The sequence below is a fragment of the Lactovum odontotermitis genome, from assembly GCF_054658595.1.
In genome coordinates, this window is record NZ_BAAGGQ010000023.1 from 1 (window position 1) to 25,447 (window position 25,447).

A 25,447-nucleotide genomic window follows, 5' to 3' on the forward strand; every position below is an offset into this window, starting at 1 on the left:
AAGCAATTAGTTTGGGAATCATGGCGTGAGGGATACACCTGTATCCATGTCGAACACAGCAGTTAAGCCTCACCGCGCCGGATGTAGTTGGGGGTTGCCCCCTGTCAGATATGGGCGTTCCCAAGCTTTTGCTTTTTTGATTAAGTTTTATCTTAATCTAGGGAGTTTAGCTCAGTTGGGAGAGCTCGAAGCACTGCTTCGAGGTAGCGGATAAGAAAAGCGCAGCTTTTTACCGCTTGACGCTCGCCAGCTGTGATAAATCCAAATTTTAATCGGGGAGTTTAGCTCAGCTGGGAGAGCGTCTGCCTTACAAGCAGAGGGTCAGCGGTTCGATCCCGTTAACTCCCATGATGTGTTGACATCATTTAATTTGAATTGGAGGGGTAGCGAAGAGGCTAAACGCGGCGGACTGTAAATCCGCTCCTTCGGGTTCGGAGGTTCGAATCCTCTCCCCTCCATTTTTTTATTTCGAATACGGGCATCGTATAAAGGTAGTACAAAGGTCTCCAAAACCTTTAGTGTGGGTTCAATTCCTACTGCCCGTGTTACTATTTTGGCGGGAGTGGTGAAGTGGTTAACACACCAGTTTGTGGCACTGGCATTCGGGGGTTCGATTCCCCTCTCTCGCCCTTAGCTTTCTTCTATTGTGGGAGGATGTGCTAGTAAGGCATTTGAGCCTTAACTTGGGGTATAGCCAAGCGGTAAGGCACAGCACTTTGACTGCTGCATGCACTGGTTCGAATCCAGTTACCCCAGTTTTTACTTGTATCTTTCTTAAATTTGTATAGTTGTATTTGCCCGGATGGCGGAATTGGCAGACGCGCCAGACTCAAAATCTGGTGATAGTAATATCGTGCCGGTTCGACCCCGGCTCCGGGCATTGATATGTTGGTAGTGGCGTTGACTTGAGTTGGCGTCTTTTTTTATGTTGTTTTTCGATATTGTCAATGAAAAACCTAATTAGTACTGGTCATTTCTCCAAAAATAGTTTTTATTTGCTATAATACACTTGTACTTCTTTTGTTGAGCTAGCTGAAAGCATTGGAAAGGTGCGTTTTCTTCTACTTTTCTTTAGGAGACTAGTTAAGGAGCAGTATGAACAATACTTTTAAAGAGATTCTGGCCAAGATTCGAGAATATGACCAGATTATTATCATGCGTCACCAAAATCCGGATCCGGATGCGATTGGTTCGCAATGCGGGCTGCGTGAGGTTTTACGGGCGAATTTTCCTGAAAAAGAAATTTGCGCGATTGGTTTTGATGAGCCGACTTTGGCTTATCTGACTCATATGGATGAGTTTGACGGAAATCTCAGTGAAACTTTGGCAATCGTTTGTGATACGGCGAATCGGCCGCGTATTGATGGGAAAGACTGGCAGAAGGCGGACTGCCTGATTAAAATTGATCATCATCCGAATGATGATCCTTATGGCGATTTGATTTATGTGGACGATTCTGCTAGTTCTGTGTCAGAAATCATTACTGAGTTTGCTTTGTCGCAGGATTTGGTGATTCCTGACAGTGGTGCACGTCTGCTTTATGCTGGGATAATTGGGGATACAGGGCGTTTTCTTTATCCGAATACGAGCTCCAAGACCTTGTATTTGGCCTCGAAACTGGCAGGCTATGACTTTGACCGGGCGGCTTTGGGGCGTGAGATGGCCTCTTTTGACATGAAAGTGGCGCGTCTGCAGGGTTATGTCTATGAGAATCTGGTGATTTCGGCTGCTGGTGCGGCTTGTGTGACTTTGACGCGGGATTTGCTGAAGTCGATGGATTTGCTGGATAGTGAGACTTCTGTGATTGTGGGGACGCCTGGTAATATTCGCGATATTAAGGCCTGGGCTATTTTTGTGGAGCAGCCGGACGGGCATTATCGTGTGAGAATGCGCAGCAAGGAGATTCCGATTAATGAGATTGCTAAGCGTCATGACGGCGGCGGGCATTTGCTTGCTTCCGGCGCTAATGCTTATTCGTTTGAGGAATTAGAGGAAATCTGGCATGAGCTGCAAGAGGTTGTAAAATAAAACAGAAAAAGTTGTCAAATTCGGCAACTTTTTTTCTATCTTTTTTATCTTTCAAAAAAACTCCGGAGATTTTTTACATCGGCATTAAGACCGACGATTAGCTTGATACGGGCTTTTTGAGAATTGATTTCCTGCGCAAACATGATTCCGGCTTCATAAAGTTCCACGCCGCCGCCGGGATAAGCATAGATTGGCTCAGCCAAGCCGTTGAAACAGCGCGATGTTAATACAATTGGGATTCCGGCATCCAGAAGCCGTTTTAAACCTGAGAATGCGGCCGGCGGAAGATTTCCGGCTCCTAGTGCTTCAATCACTAGGCCGTCTAAAAGCGTCAGGTCAAGAAGGTCAAAGGTTTCGCTTGTCATGCCGGAATAGGCTTTGATGATGGGAACACGGCCTGCAACGCTTTGGCAGTCGATTGTTTCCAGGCTTTCAAGTGTCTGATGATAGAGGATGCGGTGGCGCGTGACCAGGCCGATGGGGCCGTAGGTCGGTGTTTGAAAGGTTGACACATTGGTGGTGTGTGTCTTGGTGACAAAGCGGGCTGCATGCACTTCCGCATTCATGACGACGAGCACACCGCGGTTAGCTGAGCTGGAATCACTGGCTGTGCGGATGGCTGAGAGAAAATTGAAGTAGCCGTCGGTACCAGGTTCATTGCTTGAACGCATGGCGCCAGTGATTGCGACGGGCTTGCCGGAAGGGAGGGTCAGGTCAAGAAAATACGCGGTTTCTTCTAGCGTGTCCGTTCCGTGTGTGATGACGACGCCGTCAAAGTCCTGCTGGCTGAATGCCTGCTGAATACGGTTCTTCAGAAGCAGCATGTCCTCTAAAGTGATATGCGGGCTGGGCAGGTTAAAGATGTCTTCCGTTGTCAGCTCGACATCAGACATTTCGGGTTCGTTGACCATGAGCGGATTATTTGAATTTTGAACAACTTGTCCAGATTTATCTTCAGACATGGCAATTGTGCCGCCGGTGTGCAAAACAAGAATTTTTTTCTTCATGAGGAAATTATATCAAAATCTTGGATTTTGCGGTATAATAAATTAATATGACAGAAATCAAGGCTGTATTTTTTGATTTGGACGGGACGCTTTTAACACCGACACGCGGTGTGGCGCAGTCCACTCGGCGGGCAATTATTGATCTGCGGCGCAGCGGCATTCTGGTCGGAATTGCGACGGGACGCGGGCCTTCTTTTGCTTTAGCTCTGCTGGAAGAGCTGGATTTGAATTTTGCGGTGACTTATAACGGCCAGTATATTCTGGATTCAAAGAATGTCTATTATGCGAATCCTATGGACAAGAAGCTGATTCAGAAAATCATCCGCTATGCGGCGGACAATCATCGCGATTTGTCTTTCGGGATGGCTGACGGCGTGACGGGCTCAGGGCTCTTGAAGTTCGGTGAGTCGCGGACGGCGGGCTACATTGCTGGGCTTTTGCCGAAGTTTATGGCGAATTTTGCCAAGAATTTGTTCCAGAAGTTTGTGAGACATTTTAGACCGGTTGTCTATAATCCGCGTAAGCTGCTGAAAGTACCGATTTATCAAATCATGATGGTTTCGACGGCGGCAGAGACGGACCAGCTTGAGACAAGATTTGAAGATTTGGCGGTGACGCGCTCGAATCCCTATTCGGCTGACCTGTTGTCCAAAGGTACTTCTAAAATTCGCGGTATCAAGCGCTTGGGCGATATTTTCGGTTTCCAATTAGTCGAAACTATGGCTTTCGGCGATTCGGATAATGATATCGAGATGCTTAAAGGCGTGGGAGTCGGTGTTGCTATGGGCAATGCGACGGCTAATGTCAAGGAAATCGCGGACCATGTGACAACGAGCAATGGAAATGACGGTATTGCACGTGCACTGGCCTATTATGGGCTGGTTGTCTTTGACGATAAATCCAGTTTTGTTTCAAAAGATTTGACTTATAATAAGGTCAAGGATTTTCATCGGCTGATGGATGGCGTTACTCAGGAAATGCCGAGGGTTTTCGGTGCGGAAGAAGCTGAGCATCGCAGTGACTTCAAGATTGAAGAAATTGTTGAGTTTTTGTACGCAGTGGCTGACGGCGACGCGGTTATTTTTGACGAAATGATGGATAATCTGCATGCGGCCATTGACAAAGCGGTGCAGAAAGTGCAGAATCAGTCAGTCAAAGAAAAGGCGGATGCGCTGACTTCGCAGACGGATGCTCTGATTGACCTGCTTTATTTTACATACGGGAGTCTTGTTCTGTCAGGTGTAGACCCTTACGAAATTTTTAATATTGTCCATAAAGCCAACATGGCGAAGATTTTCCCTGATGGAAGCCCGCATTTTGACAGTGTGACGGGTAAGCTGCTTAAGCCGGATAACTGGCAGGATAAGTATTCGCCGGAAGAGGATATTCAGAAGGAATTGGAGCGGCAGAAGCGGGTTTCGCTCAAGAAGCAGAAGAAATAATTCTGTACAGTTTGTTTGGAAAGTAGGGGGCTGTCGACTGTGTCTGCGTGCGGTTTCCAGCTGAAGCCCCAATTTTCCGGCAATTTGTGGTAAAATATTAAGAAGCTATTATGAAAAAAGGAAATTATCAATCGCTGATTATTATTGCGGCCATTATGGTCGTTTTAACTGCGCTTGAGATTTTTTTGTTTAGTCTGCTTGACATGCTTTTCCATTTCTGGGTGATTATTCTTGCAAATCTGCTGATTCTGGGGCTGGTTATTTTATGGCTGGAGAAGAACCGCATTCGGCGCCTGGAAATCATTGCCGAGGTTAACCAGATTTCGGAAGAGACGCTTGAAAATACTCTGAAAGCTTTGCCGGTTGCGATTATTAAATTCAATCCGGGAAATTATATGGTCGACTGGTACAATGAATTCGCTGAGTTTGTGTTTCAGACGGCTGAGGTTGAAGTGACGCCTGAGTTGATTAAACAGCTGATTGACGAATATCATGCGCAGTCGAAGAATTTCCAGCTGTCTGACCATTTCTACAGCGTGGATTTTGACCGGGAAAATGACATTCTTTATTTGCAGGATGTGACGAGTGAAAAGAAGGCGAAGAGTGATTTGTCCAATCGGCGCCCGGTAATCGGCGCGGTTGCAATTGATAATTATGATGATGTTACGGACGCGCTGTCTGAAAGTGAGCGTTCACGTATTAATAGTCTGATTGCGAATTTTCTGGAGAGTTTTGCGAATTCTCGTCAGATGTATCTGCGTCGGCAGTCGGCTGACCGTTATGTGTTCTTTACAAACTATCAGGTTCTGTCGGATTTGATGAAAGAGCAGTTTTCTGATTTGCTGGATGAATTTAGAAATCGTGTCAGTGAATTTAAGCTGAGTTTATCGATTTCTCTGGGCGTCTCTTATGGCGTGGTTGATTATACGTCAATCGGCAAGACGGCGCTGAACAATCTTGAGCTGGCGCTGATTCGCGGCGGTGACCAGGTTGTGGTCAAGGAAAATGAAGATACGGCGCGGGCCATTTATTTCGGCGGGAATTCGGAATCGCGCGTCATTAAGTCCAGAACGCGTGTGCGGGCGATTTCTTCAATGCTGAAAACTATTGTTCTGGAAACAGACCAGGTTTTCATTGTCGGTCATCGCTATCCGGATATGGATGCGTTGGGCGCTGCGACGGTCATGCGGAATTTTGTTACCGCCGTCGGCAAGGAAGCTTTCGTTGTCTACAATAAAGACCAGCTGCAGGATGACACCAGACGTGCAATTGATGCGCTTAACGGTGCAGATAATCTCGCCGATTATGTGCTGGAAATCAATGCGGCTAAGAAATTGAAAGTTGAAAATTCACTGCTGATTATGGTAGATCACTCTAAAATCAGCCGGACGCTTGACCCTGAGTTTTACGAGAGCTTCGGAAAGGTTGTTGTCATTGATCACCATCGGCGTGACGAAGACTTCCCTGAGAATCCGCTCCTGTCCTATATTGATTCGGCTGCCAGCTCTGCCACTGAAATGACGGTAGAAATTCTGCAGTTCCAGAATCACGGCAAGACAAATATGTCGCCGATTGAGGCATCGGTTGCTTTAGCAGGCATCTCGGTTGACACCAAGTCCTTTACCAAAGCTACAACTTCAAAAACCTTCGATGCCGCGTCTTATCTGCGTGACCACGGGGCAGACAATGAAGTCATTCAAAAGCTTCTGGCCACGAACTTTGATACTTTCAAAGAGGTCAATGAGGTTGTACTGGCCGGAGTGATGCTGGCCGACGGCATTGCAGTGGCTTTGGGGAATCCGGACAAGGTCTATGAAAAAGTTATTTTAGCCAAAGCTGCAGATGAGCTCTTGACCATGAACGGCGTTGCAGCCAGCTTCACTATGGGAATCGGCCAGTCGGGAAATGTTGAAGTTTCAGCCCGCAGCAATGGAAAAATCAATGTCCAGACCATCATGGAGAAAATGGGCGGCGGCGGACACTTTGACACAGCCGCAACCGTGCTCCCAGGGCAATCATTGACAGAAGCAAGAGCAGCGCTGGTTCAGCTCTTATCAAAAAATGAATCAGGCAAACATTGAAAATAAAGCAAAGCGGATAGGCATCCAAAGGAGGTTGTTGAATGAAAGTTATTTTCTTACAAGACGTAAAGGGCAAGGGCAAGAAAGGTGAAATCAAAGAAGTTTCAGATGGTTATGCCCAGAATTTTTTAATTAAGAAAAATCTGGCGCAAGCAGCTACAAATTCTGCCGTGTCTACGCTTGAGGCGCAGAAAAAGGCTAAGGCGCGTGATGATGCAGATGCACTGGCAGATGCACAGCTGCTGAAGCTTCAGCTGGAAGATAAAAATGTGGTCATTGAGCTAAAGGAAAAGGTCGGGGCTGACAGTCGTCTTTTCGGCGCGATTAACTCAAAAAAGGTGGCAGATGCCATCAATGCGCAGTACGGTCTGAAGCTGGACAAGCATAAAATCATGCTGGACAACCCGCTGAAAGCTCTGGGCGAGCGTGTGGTACCGATTCGCATTCATCCGGAGGTAACGGCCAATGTCAGAGTCAGAGTGAGTGAGGCCTAAATGCCGGAGTTAGAAGTCGTTAAACAGCCGCCGCAGGATTTGGCTGCTGAAAGCGCGGTGCTGGGCGCCATTCTGCTGGAAAGTGAGCGGCTCTTTGATGTAAAAGAAATTCTGGCAGCCGAGGATTTTTATCGGACGGCGAATCGGCTGGTTTTTCAGGCCATGGACAGCTTGTCGGACTTACGTGAGCCGATTGACATTGTCACGCTGAGTGCCAGACTTGAGAGTCAGGGCGATTTGGAAGTAGTCGGCGGGATTGCCTATTTGAGCGAGCTGACGGAAAACTTTCCTTTGCCTTCGCGGGCGGTTTTTTATGCACGAATTGTCAAAGAGAGAGCGCAGCAGCGCGCAATTATCCGTGAACTGACCACGACCGTCGATAAGGCCTATTCGCTTGAAGATTCAGCTGAGGATTTACTGGCACTTGCCGAGAAAAGTCTGACGAAAATCTCGCAGGGACAGACCAGAACAGGTTTTGTCAAGGTTCCGGATGTCATCAATGACAGCTTTGCCCAAATCGAAGAACGGGCCAAAAACAAGAGTACCGTCACAGGTCTTGCGACGCGCTTTACAGAACTTGACCGCCTGACGACCGGATTTCACGAGGAAGAACTGATAATCCTAGCGGCGCGTCCAGGTGTCGGGAAGACCGCCTTTGCGCTGAATATTGCTGAAAATGTTGCCACGTCACTGGATAAGGCAGTCGCTATCTTTTCGCTGGAAATGGGTGTTGACAGTCTGGTTGACCGTCTGCTGGCCGCAACCGGCCCGATTGACGGATATCATATCCGTACCGGACAATTGACAGACACGGACTGGGAAAATCTGGTGCATGCGAATAATACCTTGTCGCAGGCTCAGATTTATGTGGATGATACACCTGGTATCAAAGTGTCTGAAATTCGTGCCAAGAGTCGCCGTTTAGCGCAGGAAATCGGCAATCTCGGACTCATCGTGATTGATTATCTGCAGCTGATTTCAGGCAATGGCCGGGAAAATCGTCAGCAGGAAGTTTCGGACATTTCCCGGCAGTTGAAGATTTTGGCCAAAGAGCTGAAAGTGCCGGTGATTGCGCTGAGTCAGCTGTCCCGTAGTGTTGAAGGCCGTGACAATAAGCGGCCGCGCTTGTCGGATTTGCGTGAGTCCGGCTCAATCGAGCAGGATGCGGACATTGTCGCCTTTCTTTACCGCGAGGATTATTATCAGCGTGAGGGTGAAGAAGTTGAAGAAGTCGCTGATGATTCAGTTGAAATCATCATTGAGAAAAACCGCTCTGGGAGCCGGGGAACAGCAAAGCTCAGATTTATAAAAGAGTATAATAAGTTCGCCAATGTTGAACAGTATCACACAGAAAACTAGAATCTGACCAGAAAACGTGGTATAATAAGCCTACTTGAAAAAAATAGATGGAGAATCCATGGAACAAGAAGTTGGAAAAATTGTAGATATTCGCAAAGAAGTGGAAGCCCATTTGGGCCAGACGATTGAGATTACCTCTCAATATGGACGTAAGCGTGAAAACCGTCATAAGGTTGTGCTGCTTGAGGCTTATGCCACTCACTTCGTGGTTGAAAATATTCCGGCCCGTCCAGGCGGACCGAGGGTACGTGAATCTTATCAGTATGCGGATATTTTGACGCAGACGATTTTGATTCATTATTAATTGCTGATTATGAAAAAAATTTAGGAAAGGGATTGTTAGAGGTAGGGTAGAATGGTAACGCAAGAACCATCATTGAACTGGCAAATGCGTGTCATTGACAGCAGTTCGGGAAATTCTTATATGGGAGAATTTCGAAATCAGCGGGTTTTCATCAAGGTGAATGCGAACCCTCTTTTGCCGAGCCTTTCTACCGAGGGGCTTGCGCCCAAAATTCAATGGATTCGTAAGACGCAGAATGGGGATACTTTGACGGCCCAGTCCTGGATTGAGGGCACGACGCTGCAGCCGGCGGATATGATGGATGAGCAGGTCTTTGAATTGTTAAGCAAGCTGCATTCGAGCCGGACGCTGCGGGATTCGCTCTCGACTTTTGATAGGACGGTGTCAAGACCGGCAGAGATTCTGTCTGAGCTCATCAATAAACCGAACTCGGTGATTGCGAATAACACTTTTCTCTGCAGCGTGACGAATACCATGCTTGAAACGGTGCCTTATCTCAATAATCTTAGTATTGTAGTGGTGCACGGCGATATTTCACCAAGTAACTGGCTGCGCTCTAAGAATGGCCGGATTTACCTGATTGACTGGGAAACGGTCAGTCTAGGCGATGCTTATCTGGACAATGCTTTCCTGCTGTCGCACTATATTCCGCGGCAGCACTGGGGGGCCTGGCTGGCTAGGTCGGGCGACCGCTTGTCAGATGTGGCTTCGCTGGCGAAATTCATCTGGTACGGGAAGTTGTCTTATTTGAAGCGGATTGATGCTTATTTGTCTGTGAACAATACAATGGCGGCAAATGCTGAGATTCAGGGCTTGCGCCACTTTATGGAAATGTTTTAATGCGTGTAAAGAAAAGAAAAGGTGCGGAAGAGCTGCTGGCAGCTCATACTGATTTGGTGCTGACGGAAGCAGTTGACTGGACGAAGGTTTTCGGCAATGAGAATCCTATTCATATTGAAGTCGGCTGCGGGAAAGGTGATTTTATTCTCGGAATGGCGGCACGTCATCCTGAGATTAATTATATTGCGATTGATTTGCAGTCGACGGTGATTTCTTATGCACTGGACAAGCTGCTGGCCGCTGATTTATCCAATGTGCGTCTATTGCTCGCGGACGGGCGGAATTTGACGGAGTATTTTGGGGCGCATCAGGTTGACTTGCTCTATTTGAATTTCTCGGACCCTTGGCCTAAGACGCGTCATGAAAAACGTCGTCTGACTTATAAAGACTTTCTCAGGCTTTATGAGCAGATTCTGGTGCCCAATGGACAGGTACATTTTAAGACAGATAACCGGGGGTTGTTTGAGTATAGTCTGGTGTCAATGAGCCAGTACGGCATGGTTTTTAGACAGATTTGGCTGGATTTGCATAAGGATTTGGAGTTCGCGCCGCAGAATGTTTTGACCGAGTATGAGCGGAAATGGTCGGATAAGGGGCCGATTTACCGTATGGAAGCGCAATTTGTCGAGTAACCGGAAAGCGGAAGGTTTAAAATTATGAAATGTCCACGTTGTCAGTCTGAAAATTTTAAGGTTCTGGATACTAGAGCCAGTGATGATGCGGTTCGCCGCCGGCGGGAATGTATGTCCTGCGGTTTTCGTTTTACGACTTATGAGCGCATTGAGCAGCCGACGCTGCTGGTGGTCAAGAAGGATAATACGCGCGAGGTTTTTGACCGCGAGAAGATTATGCGCGGTATTATACGAAGTGCCCAGAAACGTCCGATTTCTATCGAGAAGATTGAGGAAACGGTCGAGGGGATTGAGCAGAAGGTGCGCGGCTTGGGGGAGAATGAGGTGCCGAGCGGGCAAATCGGCGAGTTTGTCATGGCGGCGCTGGCGGATTTGGATGAGATTACTTATGTGCGCTTTGCCTCGGTTTACCGCTCGTTTAAGGACGTCAGCGAGCTTGAGGATTTGCTGAAACACATTACAAAGAAGTGATAAATGAGACCAGGCGATAAATTTTCTATTGTGAATATCGGAAAAACAAGCTTTGATGACGCTGCTTTCTCAAAGCTTTATTTGCCTGTTCTGGGAAAAACGGCTTATACGCTTTATCTGCTGCTGCGCGTGACGCCGTCCGGCAAGTTTTCTAAGCTGATGGAATATCTGAATGTTGGTCAGAGGCAGCTGGAGCAGGCTTTTGACAAGCTGCGGGCGATTTCTCTGATGAAAATTTTTGATTGTCATAATGCTTTTCAGTTTCAGCTGAGAAGTCCGCGTAATTTTGAGGATTTTCTGGCTGATGAGTTGCTGGTGCAGCTGTTAATCAATAAAATCGGTGCGAAGACTGTGAGCGAGATGCAGAGTACAAAGACTGAGGGCAATGAGCTGAAGGTCAGATTTTCTGATATTTTTCTCTCTGATTTACAGGAAAGCCTGGAGGAGAATCCAGTTCCGCCAATTGGCGATTTGGACTTGAGCAGTTTCAAGTCACTGATGCAGCAGCGGAAATTCAGTTTTGCCGATGAAAATAAGGATATTCTGCATCTTTACAGTATGGCCGAGAAATTCAGCCTGGACTGGTACGGCCTATTCAAGCTGGCGGAGGAAACGCTCAATGCGGATAAGACGATTAACACGGCGTCAATGATTCGCAAGTATATTGCGGACAGTGAGAAGAAGCCGCAGCTGGAGAATGCAGCTGCAGTGCTTGCCCAGGTGGCAAAATCTGCGAGTCCGCAGGATTTCCTGACTCAGCTTAAACGTCAGGTCGGCGGTTTTGTCAGCCAAGACGAGCTCAAGCTGCTGTCGAATTTCAACAAGCAGAAAATGATACCCGAGGTTCAGAACATTTTGATTCATTATACGCTGATTCAGCAGAAGAACCCGAGCCTGAGCGCGGCTTTCGTGAATCGTATTGCCAATGACTGGCTGAGGAACGGGATTACCACGGCGGAAGCGGCGATTCAGCATATTGCAGAGTTTGAGAAGAAGCCTCGGAAAACGGCTTCGGCTAAGAAAGCTGTTAAGGCTGAGCCGACTTGGTCAAATCCTGGCTATGATGAAACGGCTACGGACGAGGAAGTTGCGGCATTTAAGAAAGAATTAGAAGCGATGAAGAAAGGGAGTGAAACCTAATGGAGCCTATATCTAAAAGCTTGGAACAGCGGGCGGAACGCTCTGCAGACCTTTCGCGCCTGCGCCGAAAAATCCTCATGAATTCTGAAATCGCCGAGTTTATTTTAAAGCACAAATTGACGGAGCAGCAAGTTTCTAAGGCTCTGTCGAAGTTTTCTGAATATCTGACGGAGAAGGAAAAGTTCAATAGTTCATCTGCCTACAAGCCGGTTCTGGAGCTGAACGATGGTTATGTAGATGTCAGTTATCAGGAGACGAGTTTTCTGATTCAAAACCGGGCACGACTGGAGATGGAGCAGCGTTTTACCTTGATTGGTCTCTCGCCCGGCTTTAAAAAGGTTTCCTGGCAGCATGACATTTATGACCAGATTACCAATCGGGACAAGGGCCGTATGCCTGCAATCCGTGCGCTTCAGAGCGTGATAAACGAGCCGTCTTCAGCCAAAGGCGTTTATCTCTACGGTGACTTCGGCGTCGGCAAGTCATATCTGCTGGCGGGCATGGTGAATAGCTTGGCGACGCAAGGTCTGAACTGTCAGATGATTCACTATCCGACTTATATTGCACAGCCGAATTTTGCGGCCAGTAATCAGGTGGAGACGGTCAAGACAGCACAGGTTCTGGTTCTGGACGATATCGGCGGCGAGGTGAATAGTGCCTGGGCGCGTGATAATGTCCTGCAGGTTATTCTACAGTATCGCATGGACAATAATCTGCTGACTTTCTTTACATCCAACTACAGCATGAAGGATTTGCAGGAGCGGCTGTCACAGACGCGTGACGGGATTGATACTTGGGCAGCCAAGCGTGTGATGGAGCGGGTCAAATTTTTGTCTGAAGAAATTCATTTAGAAGGGAAGAATCGGCGTCATGAGTGAAATAATTGATTTGATGCGGCGGCACAGTTCTGTCCGCAAGTTCACAGAGGAAGTGATTCCGGATGATGAAATCCGTGAATTTATTGAGGCTGGGCGTGCGGCGAGTAACTGGAAGAATTTTCAGTCTTATAGCATTATCATCGTGAAATCCGAAGCTGCGAAGCAGGCGATTTACGAGGCTGACCATGTGCCTGCGACGAAGGCAGTTCTCGGCTGCTCGCATTTCATTGTTTTTGTGGGGGATTTGAATCGCGCAGGGCTTGCGGTGACTCTGAATGCGGGGGATTTCCAGCCTGCTGGGGCAGAGTCGCTCCTTATCTCGGCGGTGGATGCTTCGCTGGCGGCGGAAAATGTGCTGCTGGCTGCTGAATCTGCGGGTTATGGCGGCGTGATGATGGGTTTATTGCGCGAAAAATCGGTCGAGATTTCAGACATTCTGGGCTTGCCTGACTATACCTATCCGCTGTTCGGCATTGCTTTGGGGCGCCCGGCCAAGGTCAACTCTGTGAAACCGCGCTTGCCTTATGAGGCTGTGGTTTTTGAGGAGAAATATCAGATTCAGGATGAATCAGTCATCAAGGCTTATGATGAAGTCCAGGCTGAATACGCCGGCGCGCGTCGTGAAGGCTCCAGCTGGTCGTCACGCATCGCTGAGCAATGGGGGCAGCCGGAGAATCCGTCAAGTACCGAGAATTTGAGGGACAAGAAATTATGGAAATGAGAACCTTTGCTGAGGTGCAGCAGCTGATGGCGGAGCTTGGGATTCCTTATGAGACGGTGGAGCATCCGCCGAGCCATTCGACGGAGGAGTCGGATGCTTTTATCGAGGGCTACGAGGGCTGCCGCTGCAAGACGCTGGCGCTGGTCAATAAGAAGTCGACGCAGATTTATCTGGTGACGATGGATGACAAGAAGCAGCTGGACATGGACGAACTGGCTGAGCTGCTGGGCGGCGTTAAGCGGCTGCATTTCATGTCGGAGGAGCGTCTGAAGGATGTGTTCGGCCAGAGGCCTGGGATTGTCAGTTTGTTCGGGCTGGTGGGCACGCACTATGACAATCTGCATGTTTATTTTGACCGCGAGATGCTGGAAGAAAATAAGATTCAGACTTATCATCCGAATGATAACACGAAAACGATATTCTTTCCGATGGAGGCCTGTTTCACGATTTGCGAGTCGCAGGGCTATTCATATGAGATTATTGATATCTAAGCGCTGTCGCGCGTAAAGGAGATTTTTTGCTTATGGCTTTACCTACAGTTGCCATTGTTGGACGTCCGAATGTGGGCAAATCCACTATTTTTAACCGGATTGCCGGTGAGCGTATTTCGATTGTCGAAGATACGCCGGGTATCACGCGAGACCGTATTTATGCGACGTCAAACTGGCTGACGCGTGATTTTGCGCTGATTGATACGGGCGGTATCGAGATGGCTGACCTGCCTTTTATGGCGCAGATTCGTGCCCAGGCTGAGATTGCCATGAATGAGGCGGATGTCATTATTTTTGTGGTGGACGGCGAAACAGGCTTGACTGATGCGGATCAGGACGTGGCGCAGCTCCTTTACCGATCGGATAAGCCGGTTGTTCTGGCGGTCAATAAAACGGATAATCCTGAGCGGCGCATGGATATTTATGATTTCTATTCGCTGGGGCTGGGCGAGCCTTATCCGATTAGTGCGGTGCACGGCATTGGAACGGGGGATTTGCTGGACGAGGTGTCCAAATATTTTCCGAAAGAAATTGAGCAGGAAAATCCGGATTTGATTCGTTTCAGTCTGATTGGCCGGCCGAATGTGGGCAAATCCAGTTTGATTAATGCCATGCTGGGCGAAGATCGTGTGATTGCCAGTCCGATTGCAGGTACCACGCGAGATGCGATTGATACGCGTTTTATCGATGACGAGGGGCAAGAGTTCCTGATGATTGATACGGCGGGGCTGCGCAAGTCGGGCAAGGTCTATGAGACGACCGAGAAGTACTCAGTGCTGCGTGCTATGCGGGCGATTGACCGTTCTGACATTGTCTGTGTGGTCATCAATGCGGAAGAGGGCATTCGCGATTATGACAAGCGCATTGCCGGCTTTGCACATGATGCGGGCAAGGGCATTCTCATCGTGGTCAACAAGTGGGACACACTGGAAAAAGACGACAAGACCATGAAAAAATGGGAAGAGGATATTCGCGACGGCTTCCAGTTTCTTGACTATGCGCCGATTGTCTTTGTTTCGGCCGTGACAAAGCAGCGCCTGAAGCAGCTGCCGGAGAAGATTAAGGATATTCATAAAGCACAGAACATACGCATCGGAAGTTCTGTTCTGAACGAAGTTCTGATGGACGCTGTGGCCGTCAATCCGACACCGACCGACAAAGGCAAGCGTCTGCGTATTTATTACGGCACTCAGGTGGCCGTGAAACCGCCGACTTTTGTCATTTTCGTGAATGAAGTTGAGCTGATGCATTTCAGCTACTCCCGTTTTCTGGAAAACCAGATTCGCAAGGCTTTTGTGTTTGAAGGAACGCCGATTCGGATTTTGGTGAGACGGAGAAAATAAGGTCAGGAAGAGGAGTTTGTTTTGAGTTCACAAAATTTACAGCGGAATAAACGTAGACGACATCTGAGAAAACGACGCCTCTTTTTTGCTGGAGCAACGGCTTTTGTGCTTATTGCTCTCATTATTGTAATTGTTATTCTGATTTTCAAGCCTTTTTCAGGCAAAGAGAAAACTTCTGGATTGGCTAGCTCTTCAGTCCAAGCCAGCCAATCCAGTTCTGCCAGTGCTTCTTCAAGTAGTTCGGAGAAAAAGATTTCGGCTTCAGCGAGTGACTGGCAGCTTGTCCTGGTCAATCTGAAAAATCCGAAAGCTGAGATGAATCCGAGCTTGGTAACTATTGGCAATATCCAAGTTGATGCACGGATAGAGCAGCCTGTCGAGGAGTTTCTGGCGGCCGCGCAGACGGTTGACCCTAATGTTCATCTGATTTCGGGCTATCGCTCGGTGGCGTATCAGACTGAGCTTTTTAACGGTTATGTGCAGCAGACGATGGATGAAAATCCTGGCTGGACGCAGGAGGAGGCTAAGAACCTTGTCATGAAGACGTCGCAGCCGCCTGAGAGTTCTGAGCACGAGACGGGCCTTGCTATTGATATGAGTGCAGTGGATGAGCTTGATGCGGAGGATACCGCGACTGCCAGCGCGATTGCGGCGATGGCGCCTGATTACGGCTTTATTCTGCGTTTTCCGGAGTGGGGGACGGCTTCGACTGGGATTGACTATGAGGACTGGCATTTTCGTTATGTGGGCGTGGAGAATGCTAAGTATATGACGGAAAATCAGCTGACTTTGGAAGAATATTTAGCAAAATTGAAAAAATGAAATTGGTAAAATCATGAGAAATTTTGGAAATTTTATCGTAAATATTGACAAAATGTCTATAATAAGGGTATAATAAGGGTAAATTATGGTATTTGGAAATTAAATGCTGTAAAGTAGTTTGTTTTCTGTTACAGTTGCGTGCAGAACTTTAAAAAACGAAATAAATACTTTCGAAGAGGATGGACTAAAATGGGATTGTTTGATTTTTTCAAAGACGGGGATGACTATGAGGGTGCACATAGTTCACGAAGTTCTTCATCAAAAAGAACTACATTTGATGCATCTAAATTTGATAATAACGCGGATTTGATTGCCTGGCTGGAAAAAAATGAAGTTATTTTACTCAGTGAAGATGAGGGGCTGGTCGTTTACACTAACAATGATGATGAAAGTTTCTTACAGCTTTACACATCTGCAGCCGAGGCAAAAGATGAGGAACTCAATGAATATGTTGAGGTTAATGCTCAAGATTTGCGTGACCTGCTTGATGAGATGCCGGATGTTGCTTATTTCGTGCTGAATCCGGCCAGTGACAATATCCTGATTCAGCGGGATGAAATGCTTCAGCAGCAAATTCCTGCCGATTTTGAGCAAAGCCGCAAAAAAGATTTCCCTGAAATTAAAGAGCGTGAAGAAAAGACGGATGAATCTGTTAATGTTCCTTCAGATGCTGAAACAGTTTCGGAAATAAAAACTGAGTCAGCTTTGGATGCCGATTTCAGCACACAAGCTCCTCTTGAGTTTCCATCTGCTGAAGATGAGGCTGAGACAGTAACAGTGGTTAAAAGTGATGAAATTACAGAAGCCTCCCAAGAAACCCAAGAAACCCGAGAAAGCGATGAAGTCAATCTTGAGCAAATTGTCGATGAAGACGAGAAAGAGATAAAAAATCACATGAATTTTGAAGCAGCAGCAAATGTCCCTCAGTCAATTATTACTCTGACGCTGTCTCTGGCTGAATCCGGCGTGCAGAAGTTTTATCTGGCACAAAAAAACCAGGGCGATTTTACTTCTCTCTGTTACCTGGCTGGAACTGAACATGATATTGACTTTGGAAATACCGTGGAAGGGGTCAGTTTCTATTGGAAAGATGGAAGTGAAGAAGCATTGGCCATAGAAAACGATGAATTCCTGATTTTTGACAAAAACACAGCCAAACAGTTAGCTGAGAATTTTTCTGAAAGTAATGTGCTTCATTATTTCAAGAATCACCCGATTATATATACTCTGCCGATTCAGCAAAGTGAGAACGGCAGCAATGAGCTGATTGCTTTTTCAGATTTTTCACAAATTCCAGAGCTTTTCCTAAATGCCTTTGATTCCTTTGAATTAGCTTCACTGCAAAAATTTAAAGAGTTTTTGCAGTCTGAAGAAGAACAAGTAAACGTTGTTCACTTGAATTTATTTACTTCTTCTTTATATCTGAAACCGGAAGCGTTCAGCATAAATGCCGTGCAGTCAGAGCCTAGCAAGGAGTTTGACGATTTAACGATTGAAGTTGAAGATAAAAAGGCCGGGATTAATCAAGTTCTGGAAATTCTCAAAGACTTTGATATTTCAAAAATATCTTTGGCTGAGGATAATCATGTCAGTTTCACATTCAGAAATGGCCAGGATTCTGTGATTGCCAAACAGATTTTACGGATGAAGACAGATTTAAAAGTTTGATGTCAATTTTTGGCGAGGCAGAAGTTATAAAGAGATTCATAAACAGCACAAGCGTCAGATTTGACAACTTTCAATAATTTTGGTAGAATAAGTCCTGTTGAAAAGTAGAAGCACCCGCTTCTCGCCTAAGCGTCAATAGACCTGGGCAGACAAATGGAATTATTCATTCAATAAAATGAATTTCATTTTTGCGGGGCATAAGACGCTCCGCTTTTGTTTTGCTGTTAGACATTCTTGTTTTACGGCAGAATCCATGAATCGCAACGTGATTTGCAGTTCGGCTTTTTGACAAATCATTAAATGAGGTTCTGAATGAACCTGAAAGGAGTACAACATAGCAAAAGGGACCGTTACGATGAACGGCGCGATTCGCGCAAAAGAAGTTCGTCTTATCTCTGCCGAGGGTGATCAGCTGGGAATCACTGAGACTCGCGCTGCGCTTGCACAGGCAGAGGAACAAGGACTCGATCTCGTTCTGATTTCTGCTCAGGCGACACCGCCGGTTGCGAAGATTATGGATTTTGCGAAATTCAAGTTTGAGCAAAAGAAGAAGCAGAAAGAGAATAAGAAAAACCAGACTATTATTACAATCAAAGAGATTCGACTGAGTCCGGTGATTGACCAGAATGACTTCAATACCAAGCTTAAGCAGGCACGCAAGTTCTTGGAGCAGGGTAACAAAGTTAAGGTGTCAATCCGTTTTCGCGGGCGCATGATTACTCACCAGGATGTCGGCCGTGAGATTATGAACAAATTTTCTGACGCAACGAAAGACATCTCGACAGTTGAATCAAGAGCAAAAATGGATGGCCGTCAAATGTTTTTACAGTTGGCGCCGTTGAAGAAGAAAGAAGCCTAATTCCTTGGAATTAGCTATTGAAAGTGAAAGAAGTCTGATTCCCCGGAATCAGCTGTTATAAGAAAGGTTAAGAATATGCCAAAACAAAAAACTCACCGCGCATCTGCTAAGCGTTTCAAACGTACAGGCTCAGGCGGACTGAAGCGTTTCCACGCTTATACATCTCACCGTTTCCACGGCAAGACTGTCAAACAGCGTCGTCATCTGCGTAAGGCAGGAATGGTAAGCGTCAGCGACTTCAAACGTATCAAACGCATGCTTGCGACAATGAAAAAATAAAGTTGTTTCAAAGCCCGTCCTGCTTTTGAAGGCTAACCTGGCTTTGCGTTCATTTACTCGGCGTTTACGCTGAGCGCCAAAGCGTAGTTAGACGAAAAAGCAGGCTTTGAAACACTTCCAATAATTGTCAGATTCGACAATTTACTAGAAATTTAATATCAAGGAGATTTATTATATATGGCTCGTGTTAAAGGTAGTGTTGCCACTCGCGCTCGTCGTAAGCGCGTACTGAAACTCGCTAAAGGTTACTATGGTGCTAAGCACCGACTCTTCAAGACTGCTCATGAGCAGGTCATGAACTCATACTACTATGCATTCCGCGATCGTCGCCAGAAAAAGCGCGACTTCCGTAAACTCTGGATTGCACGTATCAATGCGGCAGCTCGCATGAACGGCTTGTCATACAGCAAGCTGATGCATGGTCTGAAGCTGGCTGAAATCGAAATCAACCGCAAGATGCTGGCTGACTTGGCTATTTCTGATGCTGCTGCATTTACTGCATTGGCAGAACAGGCAAAGAAAGCTTTGTAAGCAATAGTATTTTAAAGCAGTGAAAACTGCTTTTTTTGATATATTTCCCAAGCCAGAGAATTGAGAATAAAATGAAAAATTGGTAAAATAAATAAAAAATCTAATTTGGAGAAAATGATGGGATTTGAAATTGTGAACAGCTACTTACGGGAATTTCCTGCTCTCCGTTTTATCGGAAAAAAATACGAAATGTCAGATATGAATGACGGCTCTTTTTCAGCCGTATGGGAAGAATGGGACCAGGCTGAAAGATTTGACCAGCTGATGGCGCTGTCTCCCAGCCCTCAAAATGATATGGGAGTCATCGGATTCATTCGCTGGAAGGGAAATGTCGGATCAATGACAGGCTTTGAATACTGGGTTGGCATGTTCTTTGATGAGGGCAAAGACGTTCCAGAAGGTTTTGCGTCGCTTAACCTGCCTGCAAGTCAAGTGGGCATCACCTGGATAAAAGGACAAATGCCAGATATTTTCGGTAGTGCTCCGGTAATGGCTAGCTGGAAGGTTCTGGAGGAGAAGTATAATGCTCAAGAATCTGGTTATGACGGCTGGAAATACGAGTTCGAACTCTATAATTTTGAGCGCTTTAATGAGCAGTTGATGACGGGTGAAAACTGCGTCTTGGATTACGGTTTTTATATCAATTAGGCGAGAGTGAAGTGAGACATCATTTGGCATATTGACTTAAATCTGCCTTAATCTATTCTTCTGCCCCTTTAATTTTCAAAAGTAAGTGTTATAATCTAAATATGCAAAAAAATTTAGATGACGACAAACCCTGGCTGGATGATCCGGAATACATGGCCATTGTGGGTGAGTTCTTGAAGCGTCCTGAGCTGAAAAAGCTGAATAAAATTGAGCATCATCACATTTCCACGCGTCTGCAGCATAGTTTGCGGGTGAGTTATCAGAGTTATAAAATTACGAAAAAATTGGGCTGGAAGTCCTATGAAACAGCTCGTGCCGGGCTTTTCCATGATATGTTCTATTACGACTGGCGGGAGACGAAATTTGCCAAGTCGCATGCCTACGTGCATCCGCGGATTGCCTATCGCAACGCCAAAAAGCTGACGGAGATTTCTCCGCTGGAGAAGGACATTATCATCAAACACATGTGGGGCGCGACATTGAATCCGCCGCGCTATAAAGAATCTTTTCTGGTCAGTTTTGTGGACGATGCAGTGGCAATCAAAGAATGGCGCGCCTCGCGGCGCGCGAAGAGACAAGTACGAAAGCAGCAACTCAAGCACCTTCGTATGAATATGCAGCACGGGCATAATTAAAACACTTCGAGAAACGAAAATAAGAGGGCAATTTGCTCTCTTTTTAGCTGGAAAGATGTGGTATAATTAAGGAATGAACACTTCTGAGTTAAAAGAGAGACAGTCAAGAATTCGTAACTTCTCGATTATCGCGCACATTGACCATGGCAAATCAACCCTGGCAGACCGGATACTGGAGCTGACCGATACAGTTTCCAAGCGGGAAATGCAGGCGCAGCTGCTGGACAGCATGGACCTGGAGCGCGAGCGCGGCATTACGATTAAACTCAATGCGATTGAGCTGAATTATCATGCCGATGACGGCAAAACTTATATTTTCCACCTGATTGACACGCCCGGACACGTGGATTTTTCTTATGAAGTCAGTCGTTCTCTAGCTGCCTGCGAGGGAGCGCTTTTGGTGGTGGACGCATCGCAGGGGGTCGAGGCGCAGACACTGGCCAACACTTATCTAGCTCTGGAAAATAATCTGGAAATTCTGCCGGTAATCAATAAGATTGACCTGCCATCAGCTCAGCCGGAGCTCGCCAAGCAGGAGATAGAGGACATCATCGGCCTGGATGCGAGCGAAGCAGTCCTTGCCTCGGCCAAGTCGGGCATCGGCATCAAAGAAATTCTTGAGCAAGTCGTCACGAAGATTCCTGCGCCGTCCGGCGATGTAGAGGCACCGCTCAAAGCCATGATTTTTGATTCAGTTTACGACAGCTATAAAGGCGTCATTCTGCAGATACGGCTGGTGGACGGCACGGTGAAGGTCGGCGACAAGATTCGCCTGATGTCGAACGGCAAAGAGTTTGATGTGACCGAGGTCGGAATTTTCACGCCCAAGTCCGTCGCTCGAGACTTTCTGATGGCAGGAGACGTTGGTTATCTCGCGGCTTCTATCAAGACAGTGGTTGACACACGTGTCGGGGATACAGTGACCAACGCAGAACACCCAGCGGCGGCCCCATTGCACGGCTACAAAAAAATGAACCCGATGGTTTTCGCCGGAATTTACCCGATAGAATCCAATAAATACAACGAGCTGCGCGAGGCGCTGGAGAAGCTCCAGCTCAACGACGCGAGCCTTCAGTTTGAGGCAGAGACATCTCAAGCGCTGGGCTTCGGCTTCCGATGCGGATTTCTGGGGCTCCTGCATATGGACGTCGTGCAGGAGCGCCTGGAGCGGGAATTCGGACTGGACCTGATTATGACAGCGCCGAGTGTGGTTTACCACGTCATTACTTCGGACGGGGAAATGCACGAAGTCGCAAACCCCAGCGAGTTTCCCGACCCCGCGAGGATTGAATCTATCGAAGAGCCTTATGTCAAAGCGCAAATTATGGTGCCCAACGAATACGTAGGGACAGTGATGGAACTGGCGCAGCGTAAGCGCGGTGACTTTGTGACCATGGACTATCTGGACGCCAATCGCGTCAATGTCATTTATCACTTGCCGCTGAGTGAGATTGTCTTTGACTTTTTCGATAAGCTGAAGTCAAGCACACGCGGGTACGCCAGCTTTGATTACGAGATTTCTGATTATCAGAAATCGAATCTGCAGAAAATGGACATTTTGCTCAACGGTGAAAAGGTCGATGCACTGAGTTTCATTGCTCATAAGGAATTTGCTCAGGAACGCGGACGTCAGATTGTTGAGAAGCTGCGCAAACTGATTCCGCGGCAGATGTTCGAAGTGCCGATTCAGGCGGCCGTCGGCGGAAAGGTCTTGGCGCGTGCAGATATTAAAGCCTTGCGTAAAAACGTCTTGGCCAAATGTTACGGCGGAGATATATCCCGTAAACGGAAACTGCTGGAGAAGCAGAAGGCCGGCAAGAAGCGGATGAAGGCCGTCGGCAGTGTTGAAGTTCCTCAGGAAGCCTTTCTGAGCGTGCTTTCAATGGATGATGATTGATAAAATAGAATGTGATGGAGTATCAGGTGATTGCTTCTCTCACATTCTATTTTTTAGTTTTAGGTCTAAAAGGAAGAATCTGGCTAGGTTTTGGTTATTGGGAACTTTTTGATGTTTACATCGGTTTATTTTTGGACTATAATAAAATCAGGAATTGTAAGAAAAATTAAAATCGGAATCATGAGGTGCAGGCATGAGTGACATAAAGAAAAGAGAAATAATTGATATCAATCTATTTGTAGCTTCGGGCGCGGAAACTGAAAAGTATCGAAATAAACTACAAATTGCAATGAGTGAATTTAACGAAATTCATAAAAAGGGAGGTTTTCATTTTCAACTTCTGCGCTGGGAATATGAAAGTGCAGCGATTCCCGGCAGCAAGCACTCACAAGATGAATATGATTCTTTGATTGACGAAAGTCAGATGCTTATCGTGATTATAAAGAATACTCTCGGTAAGTATACAATGCACGAATTCGAACATGCTCTTAAGCTTCTTCGAAAAAACAGAAAATTTCCAAAAATTATTGTTTATACGTTGCCGAGTAATGCTGATAACATAGACCGTTCTAACTTTATCGCGAGCCTGCGTTCGGATACTTCTGACTATTTCCATGTTAGAGTGGATAACGTTGATCAGCTAATCCATAAGGTAACCAACGAACTTCTGCGGATAAGAAACGAATATGAAGCAGAGCAAAAGGCGGCGATAGCAGGCGTTGATGAAACAATTGAACGATTGCCGCTGACAAGTAAACTAGTTGAGAGAACGGTCGAACTGTTCAACGAAGGCGAATATGCTAAGGCAAATGCTTCCCTGAGTGTAGAAGAAATTCGCAAACAGGCAAAGACCTGAGTGCTGAACAAGAGCGAGTTGCTTTCGTCTTCGTGCTTAAAGCAAAGCTGGAACTTACAGACTTGAAAAACTCTCGTCGGTTCGAGCTTGCAGAGAGTTATTTTAAGGAGGCACTAACGATTAGTCGTTCTCCAAGGATATTGTTTGAGTTTGGGTATTATTCTCAGCAACAGAACAAACATACTCTGGCTATTTTGCTCTATGAAGAAGCAATTGGAAAATATCGTGAACTAAATAAAGCAAATCCCACTGTCTATCTTTCAGACTTGGCAGCAACACTGAACAATCTGGCGAATTTGCACGGAAATATAAAGCAATTTGACAAAGCTGAATCGGAATACACAGAAGTGTTAGGAATATGTCGCCAGATTTCAAAAGAAAATCCCCCTGCCTATCTTTCAGACTTGGCAGCAACACTGAACAATCTAGCGAATTTGCACAGAAATATGAAGCAATTTGATAAAGCCGATTCAGAATACGCAGAAGCACTCGGAATACGTCGCCGGCTTTCGGAAGACAATCCATCTGCTTATCTTCCAGACATAGCGCAGATGCTGAACAATCTGGCGATTTTTCACAGAGATATAAATCAATTTGACAAAGCTGAATTGGAATACGCCGAAGCAATAGATTTACTTCGTCAGCTTGAAGAAAAACACTCGGCTGCCCTAGCAGTGACGCTGGATAATCTGGCGAATTTGCACGTGGAAATAGGGAAATATGACGAGGCAGCCTCAGAATTTGCCGAGGCATTGAAAATACACTGTAAGTTTGCAGAAGAAAATCCTGCTGCCTATCGTTTGTTTTTTGCGGAGAGGCTGAACAATCTTGCAGATTTGCATGCGGACATGCGTCAATATGATAAAGCTTTGGCAGAGTACACTAAGGCGTTGAAAATAAACCGCGAGCTTGCAGCAGAAATCCCAGCCGCCTATCTTCCTGATTTAGCAGAAACGTTGCACAATCTGGCGGTTTTGCATAGAGTTCAAAGGCAATTCGAAAAAGCTTTGATTGAATATACCGAGGTGTTGGAAATATATCGCCAGCTAGTGGCTGAGTATCCTGCATACTCAATTGATTTGGCAAAGACTTTGAGGGGGGTGGCACTCGTACACCTGGAGCTCAACAATAAATCATTTGCAATGTCCGAAGTTTTAGAGGCAGAAAAGTTACTTGAACCTCTCTATGAAGACTCTCCATCTGAGTATCAGGACTTACATGATGCAATAAAGAAGCTAATCGAAATACTTAAGTAAGCGTAAATTTCTGGAAATGCCGGCAAGAAGCAAATGAAAGCTGTCGACTGTGTCGAAGTGCCTCAGGAAGCCTTTCTGAGCATGCTTTCAATGGATGATGACGGAGAAATAGTTTATTTTAAAGGTTTTTCATGTGATTTTCATGTTTTTTACTTGACAAAGTCACAAACTTGTAATATTATGTATCTAAGATTTAATTTGTTTCGCTCAAACCTGTTCTGAGCCAAGCAAATTAGTGCACAACTGGGCGCTTTGCTGAGACTGACTCCGAGGCGCTCAGTTTTTTATTTTTAATTGATGGATTCGGCAAGAGGTCAGATAATAGAATCTACTAAAAGAAAGATCCAAATCTGATTCTAGGAAAGTCCAGTTTTCCTTGGCATATGGGTGATTCCTGAATTTTTTTCCTTGATGAAAGGTACCATAGCTGGTGAGGGGAAGTTTCTATTTACTTTGTGTTTCTCAGTTTCGCCCGCTGAACTTCAAACAAGGAAATGCGAGTTCTGATAGGGCTACTATTTGTTATTTTCAAGCATTTTTCGCTCATAGAACTTGTATAAGCAGTGGTAAACAATTTATCTGTTTTTAAAACCGTAAAATTCAACTAAAAGAATAACTTTTCTTCAAATAGACAGCTCTATTTTTGAGATTATTTTCTTTAAGGAGAAAATATTTCTATGGGTGTAGAATATCTAGGAGAAAAACTAAGAGCAATACGTAAAAGTAAGGGCTGGACGCAGACACAGCTTGCAAAGCGCCTGCATC

General features: G+C 46.1%; 25 protein-coding genes, 6 tRNA genes, 1 rRNA gene and 1 other annotated feature. Of the genes, 31 read left to right on the forward strand and 1 reads right to left on the reverse strand.

Annotated features, from left to right (window positions below):
* The first annotated feature begins 10 nt into the window (after positions 1-10).
* The 8 genes from rrf to ACYQ2E_RS10170 all read left to right on the forward strand — a co-directional run bounded on the left by rrf (position 11) and on the right by ACYQ2E_RS10170 (position 2,028).
* Positions 11-126 (forward strand): 5S ribosomal RNA (gene rrf, locus ACYQ2E_RS10135).
* A 149-nt stretch (positions 127-275) separates the two neighbouring features.
* A tRNA-Val gene (locus tag ACYQ2E_RS10140) sits at positions 276-348 on the forward strand.
* Positions 349-377: 29 nt separating this feature from the next.
* A tRNA-Tyr gene (locus tag ACYQ2E_RS10145) sits at positions 378-458 on the forward strand.
* A 16-nt stretch (positions 459-474) separates the two neighbouring features.
* Positions 475-545 (forward strand) — tRNA-Trp (locus ACYQ2E_RS10150).
* Positions 546-556: 11 nt separating this feature from the next.
* Positions 557-629 (forward strand) — tRNA-His (locus tag ACYQ2E_RS10155).
* Positions 630-684: 55 nt separating this feature from the next.
* Positions 685-756: transfer RNA gene (locus ACYQ2E_RS10160), tRNA-Gln, on the forward strand.
* Between the two features lie 40 nt (positions 757-796).
* A tRNA-Leu gene (locus tag ACYQ2E_RS10165) sits at positions 797-880 on the forward strand.
* Positions 881-1,095: 215 nt separating this feature from the next.
* Complete coding sequence (locus ACYQ2E_RS10170; protein ID WP_460017954.1) at positions 1,096-2,028, forward strand: DHH family phosphoesterase; 933 nt, start codon at positions 1,096-1,098, stop codon at positions 2,026-2,028.
* 44 nt (positions 2,029-2,072) lie between these two features.
* Here ACYQ2E_RS10170 and ACYQ2E_RS10175 read toward each other — a convergent pair whose 3' ends face one another.
* On the reverse strand, positions 2,073-3,035 hold the full coding sequence (locus tag ACYQ2E_RS10175; protein WP_460017955.1) for an asparaginase: 963 nt from the start codon (positions 3,033-3,035) through the stop codon (positions 2,073-2,075).
* Between the two features lie 47 nt (positions 3,036-3,082).
* Here ACYQ2E_RS10175 and ACYQ2E_RS10180 point away from each other — a divergent pair, with 47 nt between their 5' ends.
* From ACYQ2E_RS10180 to ACYQ2E_RS10290, 23 genes are all read left to right on the forward strand, one after another.
* Positions 3,083-4,477 carry a Cof-type HAD-IIB family hydrolase gene (locus ACYQ2E_RS10180; protein WP_460017956.1) on the forward strand — a complete coding sequence of 465 codons (1,395 nt, stop codon included), beginning with the start codon at positions 3,083-3,085 and terminating at the stop codon, positions 4,475-4,477.
* Positions 4,478-4,587: 110 nt separating this feature from the next.
* Positions 4,588-6,558 (forward strand): GGDEF domain-containing protein, encoded by a 1,971-nt coding sequence (locus ACYQ2E_RS10185; protein ID WP_460017957.1) that lies wholly within the window; start codon positions 4,588-4,590, stop codon positions 6,556-6,558.
* A 41-nt stretch (positions 6,559-6,599) separates the two neighbouring features.
* Positions 6,600-7,052 carry a 50S ribosomal protein L9 gene (rplI, locus tag ACYQ2E_RS10190; RefSeq protein WP_460017958.1) on the forward strand — a complete coding sequence of 151 codons (453 nt, stop codon included), beginning with the start codon at positions 6,600-6,602 and terminating at the stop codon, positions 7,050-7,052.
* On the forward strand, positions 7,053-8,411 hold the full coding sequence (dnaB, locus tag ACYQ2E_RS10195) for a replicative DNA helicase (RefSeq protein WP_460017959.1): 1,359 nt from the start codon (positions 7,053-7,055) through the stop codon (positions 8,409-8,411).
* 58 nt (positions 8,412-8,469) lie between these two features.
* Positions 8,470-8,715, forward strand: coding sequence for a Veg family protein (locus ACYQ2E_RS10200; protein WP_460017960.1), 246 nt, complete (start codon positions 8,470-8,472; stop codon positions 8,713-8,715).
* Between the two features lie 51 nt (positions 8,716-8,766).
* Positions 8,767-9,555 (forward strand): phosphotransferase, encoded by a 789-nt coding sequence (locus tag ACYQ2E_RS10205; RefSeq protein ID WP_460017961.1) that lies wholly within the window; start codon positions 8,767-8,769, stop codon positions 9,553-9,555.
* Positions 9,555-10,187, forward strand: a complete 633-nt coding sequence (gene trmB / locus ACYQ2E_RS10210; protein WP_460017962.1) for a tRNA (guanosine(46)-N7)-methyltransferase TrmB — start codon at positions 9,555-9,557, stop codon at positions 10,185-10,187. Before ACYQ2E_RS10205 ends, trmB begins: the two co-directional genes overlap by 1 nt.
* A gap of 24 nt (positions 10,188-10,211) precedes the next feature.
* Positions 10,212-10,658 (forward strand): transcriptional regulator NrdR, encoded by a 447-nt coding sequence (gene nrdR, locus ACYQ2E_RS10215; protein WP_460017963.1) that lies wholly within the window; start codon positions 10,212-10,214, stop codon positions 10,656-10,658.
* A 3-nt stretch (positions 10,659-10,661) separates the two neighbouring features.
* The gene (locus ACYQ2E_RS10220) at positions 10,662-11,798 is read left to right on the forward strand and encodes a DnaD domain protein (protein ID WP_460017964.1); all 1,137 of its coding nucleotides are present in this window, start codon (positions 10,662-10,664) and stop codon (positions 11,796-11,798) included.
* Positions 11,798-12,676, forward strand: coding sequence for a primosomal protein DnaI (gene dnaI, locus ACYQ2E_RS10225; RefSeq protein WP_460017965.1), 879 nt, complete (start codon positions 11,798-11,800; stop codon positions 12,674-12,676). Before ACYQ2E_RS10220 ends, dnaI begins: the two co-directional genes overlap by 1 nt.
* Complete coding sequence (locus tag ACYQ2E_RS10230; RefSeq protein WP_460017966.1) at positions 12,669-13,397, forward strand: nitroreductase family protein; 729 nt, start codon at positions 12,669-12,671, stop codon at positions 13,395-13,397. Before dnaI ends, ACYQ2E_RS10230 begins: the two co-directional genes overlap by 8 nt.
* Positions 13,394-13,888, forward strand: a complete 495-nt coding sequence (locus tag ACYQ2E_RS10235) for a prolyl-tRNA synthetase associated domain-containing protein (protein ID WP_460017977.1) — start codon at positions 13,394-13,396, stop codon at positions 13,886-13,888. Before ACYQ2E_RS10230 ends, ACYQ2E_RS10235 begins: the two co-directional genes overlap by 4 nt.
* Positions 13,889-13,920: 32 nt before the next feature.
* Positions 13,921-15,231, forward strand: coding sequence for a ribosome biogenesis GTPase Der (gene der / locus ACYQ2E_RS10240; RefSeq protein ID WP_460017967.1), 1,311 nt, complete (start codon positions 13,921-13,923; stop codon positions 15,229-15,231).
* A 63-nt stretch (positions 15,232-15,294) separates the two neighbouring features.
* A complete protein-coding gene (locus ACYQ2E_RS10245; protein WP_460017978.1) occupies positions 15,295-16,053 on the forward strand; it encodes a M15 family metallopeptidase in 759 nt (252 codons plus the stop codon).
* Positions 16,054-16,242: 189 nt separating this feature from the next.
* Positions 16,243-17,721 carry an SseB family protein gene (locus ACYQ2E_RS10250; protein ID WP_460017968.1) on the forward strand — a complete coding sequence of 493 codons (1,479 nt, stop codon included), beginning with the start codon at positions 16,243-16,245 and terminating at the stop codon, positions 17,719-17,721.
* 96 nt (positions 17,722-17,817) lie between these two features.
* Positions 17,818-17,946, forward strand: a sequence feature (ribosomal protein L20 leader region).
* A 130-nt stretch (positions 17,947-18,076) separates the two neighbouring features.
* The gene (gene infC, locus ACYQ2E_RS10255; protein ID WP_460017969.1) at positions 18,077-18,580 is read left to right on the forward strand and encodes a translation initiation factor IF-3; all 504 of its coding nucleotides are present in this window, start codon (positions 18,077-18,079) and stop codon (positions 18,578-18,580) included.
* Between the two features lie 75 nt (positions 18,581-18,655).
* Positions 18,656-18,859 carry a 50S ribosomal protein L35 gene (gene rpmI / locus ACYQ2E_RS10260; RefSeq protein WP_460017970.1) on the forward strand — a complete coding sequence of 68 codons (204 nt, stop codon included), beginning with the start codon at positions 18,656-18,658 and terminating at the stop codon, positions 18,857-18,859.
* Between the two features lie 177 nt (positions 18,860-19,036).
* A complete protein-coding gene (gene rplT / locus ACYQ2E_RS10265; RefSeq protein WP_460017971.1) occupies positions 19,037-19,390 on the forward strand; it encodes a 50S ribosomal protein L20 in 354 nt (117 codons plus the stop codon).
* 114 nt (positions 19,391-19,504) lie between these two features.
* Positions 19,505-20,038, forward strand: a complete 534-nt coding sequence (locus tag ACYQ2E_RS10270; protein ID WP_460017972.1) for a GyrI-like domain-containing protein — start codon at positions 19,505-19,507, stop codon at positions 20,036-20,038.
* Positions 20,039-20,139: 101 nt separating this feature from the next.
* Positions 20,140-20,673: an HD domain-containing protein gene (locus tag ACYQ2E_RS10275; RefSeq protein ID WP_460017973.1), complete on the forward strand. Its 534-nt coding sequence runs from the start codon at positions 20,140-20,142 to the stop codon at positions 20,671-20,673.
* Between the two features lie 73 nt (positions 20,674-20,746).
* Positions 20,747-22,570 (forward strand): translation elongation factor 4, encoded by a 1,824-nt coding sequence (gene lepA / locus ACYQ2E_RS10280; protein WP_460017974.1) that lies wholly within the window; start codon positions 20,747-20,749, stop codon positions 22,568-22,570.
* Between the two features lie 193 nt (positions 22,571-22,763).
* Positions 22,764-23,426, forward strand: a complete 663-nt coding sequence (locus tag ACYQ2E_RS10285) for a hypothetical protein (protein ID WP_460017975.1) — start codon at positions 22,764-22,766, stop codon at positions 23,424-23,426.
* A gap of 32 nt (positions 23,427-23,458) precedes the next feature.
* Positions 23,459-24,682, forward strand: coding sequence for a tetratricopeptide repeat protein (locus tag ACYQ2E_RS10290; RefSeq protein WP_460017976.1), 1,224 nt, complete (start codon positions 23,459-23,461; stop codon positions 24,680-24,682).
* The last annotated feature ends 765 nt before the right edge of the window (positions 24,683-25,447 follow it).

Bases quoted from the DNA above. Each gene is read 5' to 3' on its own strand.
- ACYQ2E_RS10200 (WP_460017960.1), top strand. From the start codon at position 8,470: ATGGAACAAGAAGTTGGAAAAATTGTAGATATTCGCAAAGAAGTGGAA.
- rplI (WP_460017958.1), top strand. From the start codon at position 6,600: ATGAAAGTTATTTTCTTACAAGACGTAAAGGGCAAGGGCAAGAAAGGT.
- ACYQ2E_RS10250 (WP_460017968.1), top strand. From the start codon at position 16,243: ATGGGATTGTTTGATTTTTTCAAAGACGGGGATGACTATGAGGGTGCA.
- rpmI (WP_460017970.1), top strand. From the start codon at position 18,656: ATGCCAAAACAAAAAACTCACCGCGCATCTGCTAAGCGTTTCAAACGT.
- infC (WP_460017969.1), top strand. From the start codon at position 18,077: ATGAACGGCGCGATTCGCGCAAAAGAAGTTCGTCTTATCTCTGCCGAG.
- ACYQ2E_RS10205 (WP_460017961.1), top strand. From the start codon at position 8,767: ATGGTAACGCAAGAACCATCATTGAACTGGCAAATGCGTGTCATTGAC.
- ACYQ2E_RS10275 (WP_460017973.1), top strand. From the start codon at position 20,140: ATGCAAAAAAATTTAGATGACGACAAACCCTGGCTGGATGATCCGGAA.
- ACYQ2E_RS10285 (WP_460017975.1), top strand. From the start codon at position 22,764: ATGAGTGACATAAAGAAAAGAGAAATAATTGATATCAATCTATTTGTA.
- der (WP_460017967.1), top strand. From the start codon at position 13,921: ATGGCTTTACCTACAGTTGCCATTGTTGGACGTCCGAATGTGGGCAAA.
- ACYQ2E_RS10220 (WP_460017964.1), top strand. From the start codon at position 10,662: ATGAGACCAGGCGATAAATTTTCTATTGTGAATATCGGAAAAACAAGC.
- lepA (WP_460017974.1), top strand. From the start codon at position 20,747: ATGAACACTTCTGAGTTAAAAGAGAGACAGTCAAGAATTCGTAACTTC.
- ACYQ2E_RS10175 (WP_460017955.1), bottom strand. From the start codon at position 3,035: ATGAAGAAAAAAATTCTTGTTTTGCACACCGGCGGCACAATTGCCATG.
- ACYQ2E_RS10185 (WP_460017957.1), top strand. From the start codon at position 4,588: ATGAAAAAAGGAAATTATCAATCGCTGATTATTATTGCGGCCATTATG.
- rplT (WP_460017971.1), top strand. From the start codon at position 19,037: ATGGCTCGTGTTAAAGGTAGTGTTGCCACTCGCGCTCGTCGTAAGCGC.
- dnaI (WP_460017965.1), top strand. From the start codon at position 11,798: ATGGAGCCTATATCTAAAAGCTTGGAACAGCGGGCGGAACGCTCTGCA.
- ACYQ2E_RS10235 (WP_460017977.1), top strand. From the start codon at position 13,394: ATGAGAACCTTTGCTGAGGTGCAGCAGCTGATGGCGGAGCTTGGGATT.
- ACYQ2E_RS10180 (WP_460017956.1), top strand. From the start codon at position 3,083: ATGACAGAAATCAAGGCTGTATTTTTTGATTTGGACGGGACGCTTTTA.
- dnaB (WP_460017959.1), top strand. From the start codon at position 7,053: ATGCCGGAGTTAGAAGTCGTTAAACAGCCGCCGCAGGATTTGGCTGCT.
- trmB (WP_460017962.1), top strand. From the start codon at position 9,555: ATGCGTGTAAAGAAAAGAAAAGGTGCGGAAGAGCTGCTGGCAGCTCAT.
- ACYQ2E_RS10230 (WP_460017966.1), top strand. From the start codon at position 12,669: ATGAGTGAAATAATTGATTTGATGCGGCGGCACAGTTCTGTCCGCAAG.
- ACYQ2E_RS10170 (WP_460017954.1), top strand. From the start codon at position 1,096: ATGAACAATACTTTTAAAGAGATTCTGGCCAAGATTCGAGAATATGAC.
- ACYQ2E_RS10270 (WP_460017972.1), top strand. From the start codon at position 19,505: ATGATGGGATTTGAAATTGTGAACAGCTACTTACGGGAATTTCCTGCT.
- nrdR (WP_460017963.1), top strand. From the start codon at position 10,212: ATGAAATGTCCACGTTGTCAGTCTGAAAATTTTAAGGTTCTGGATACT.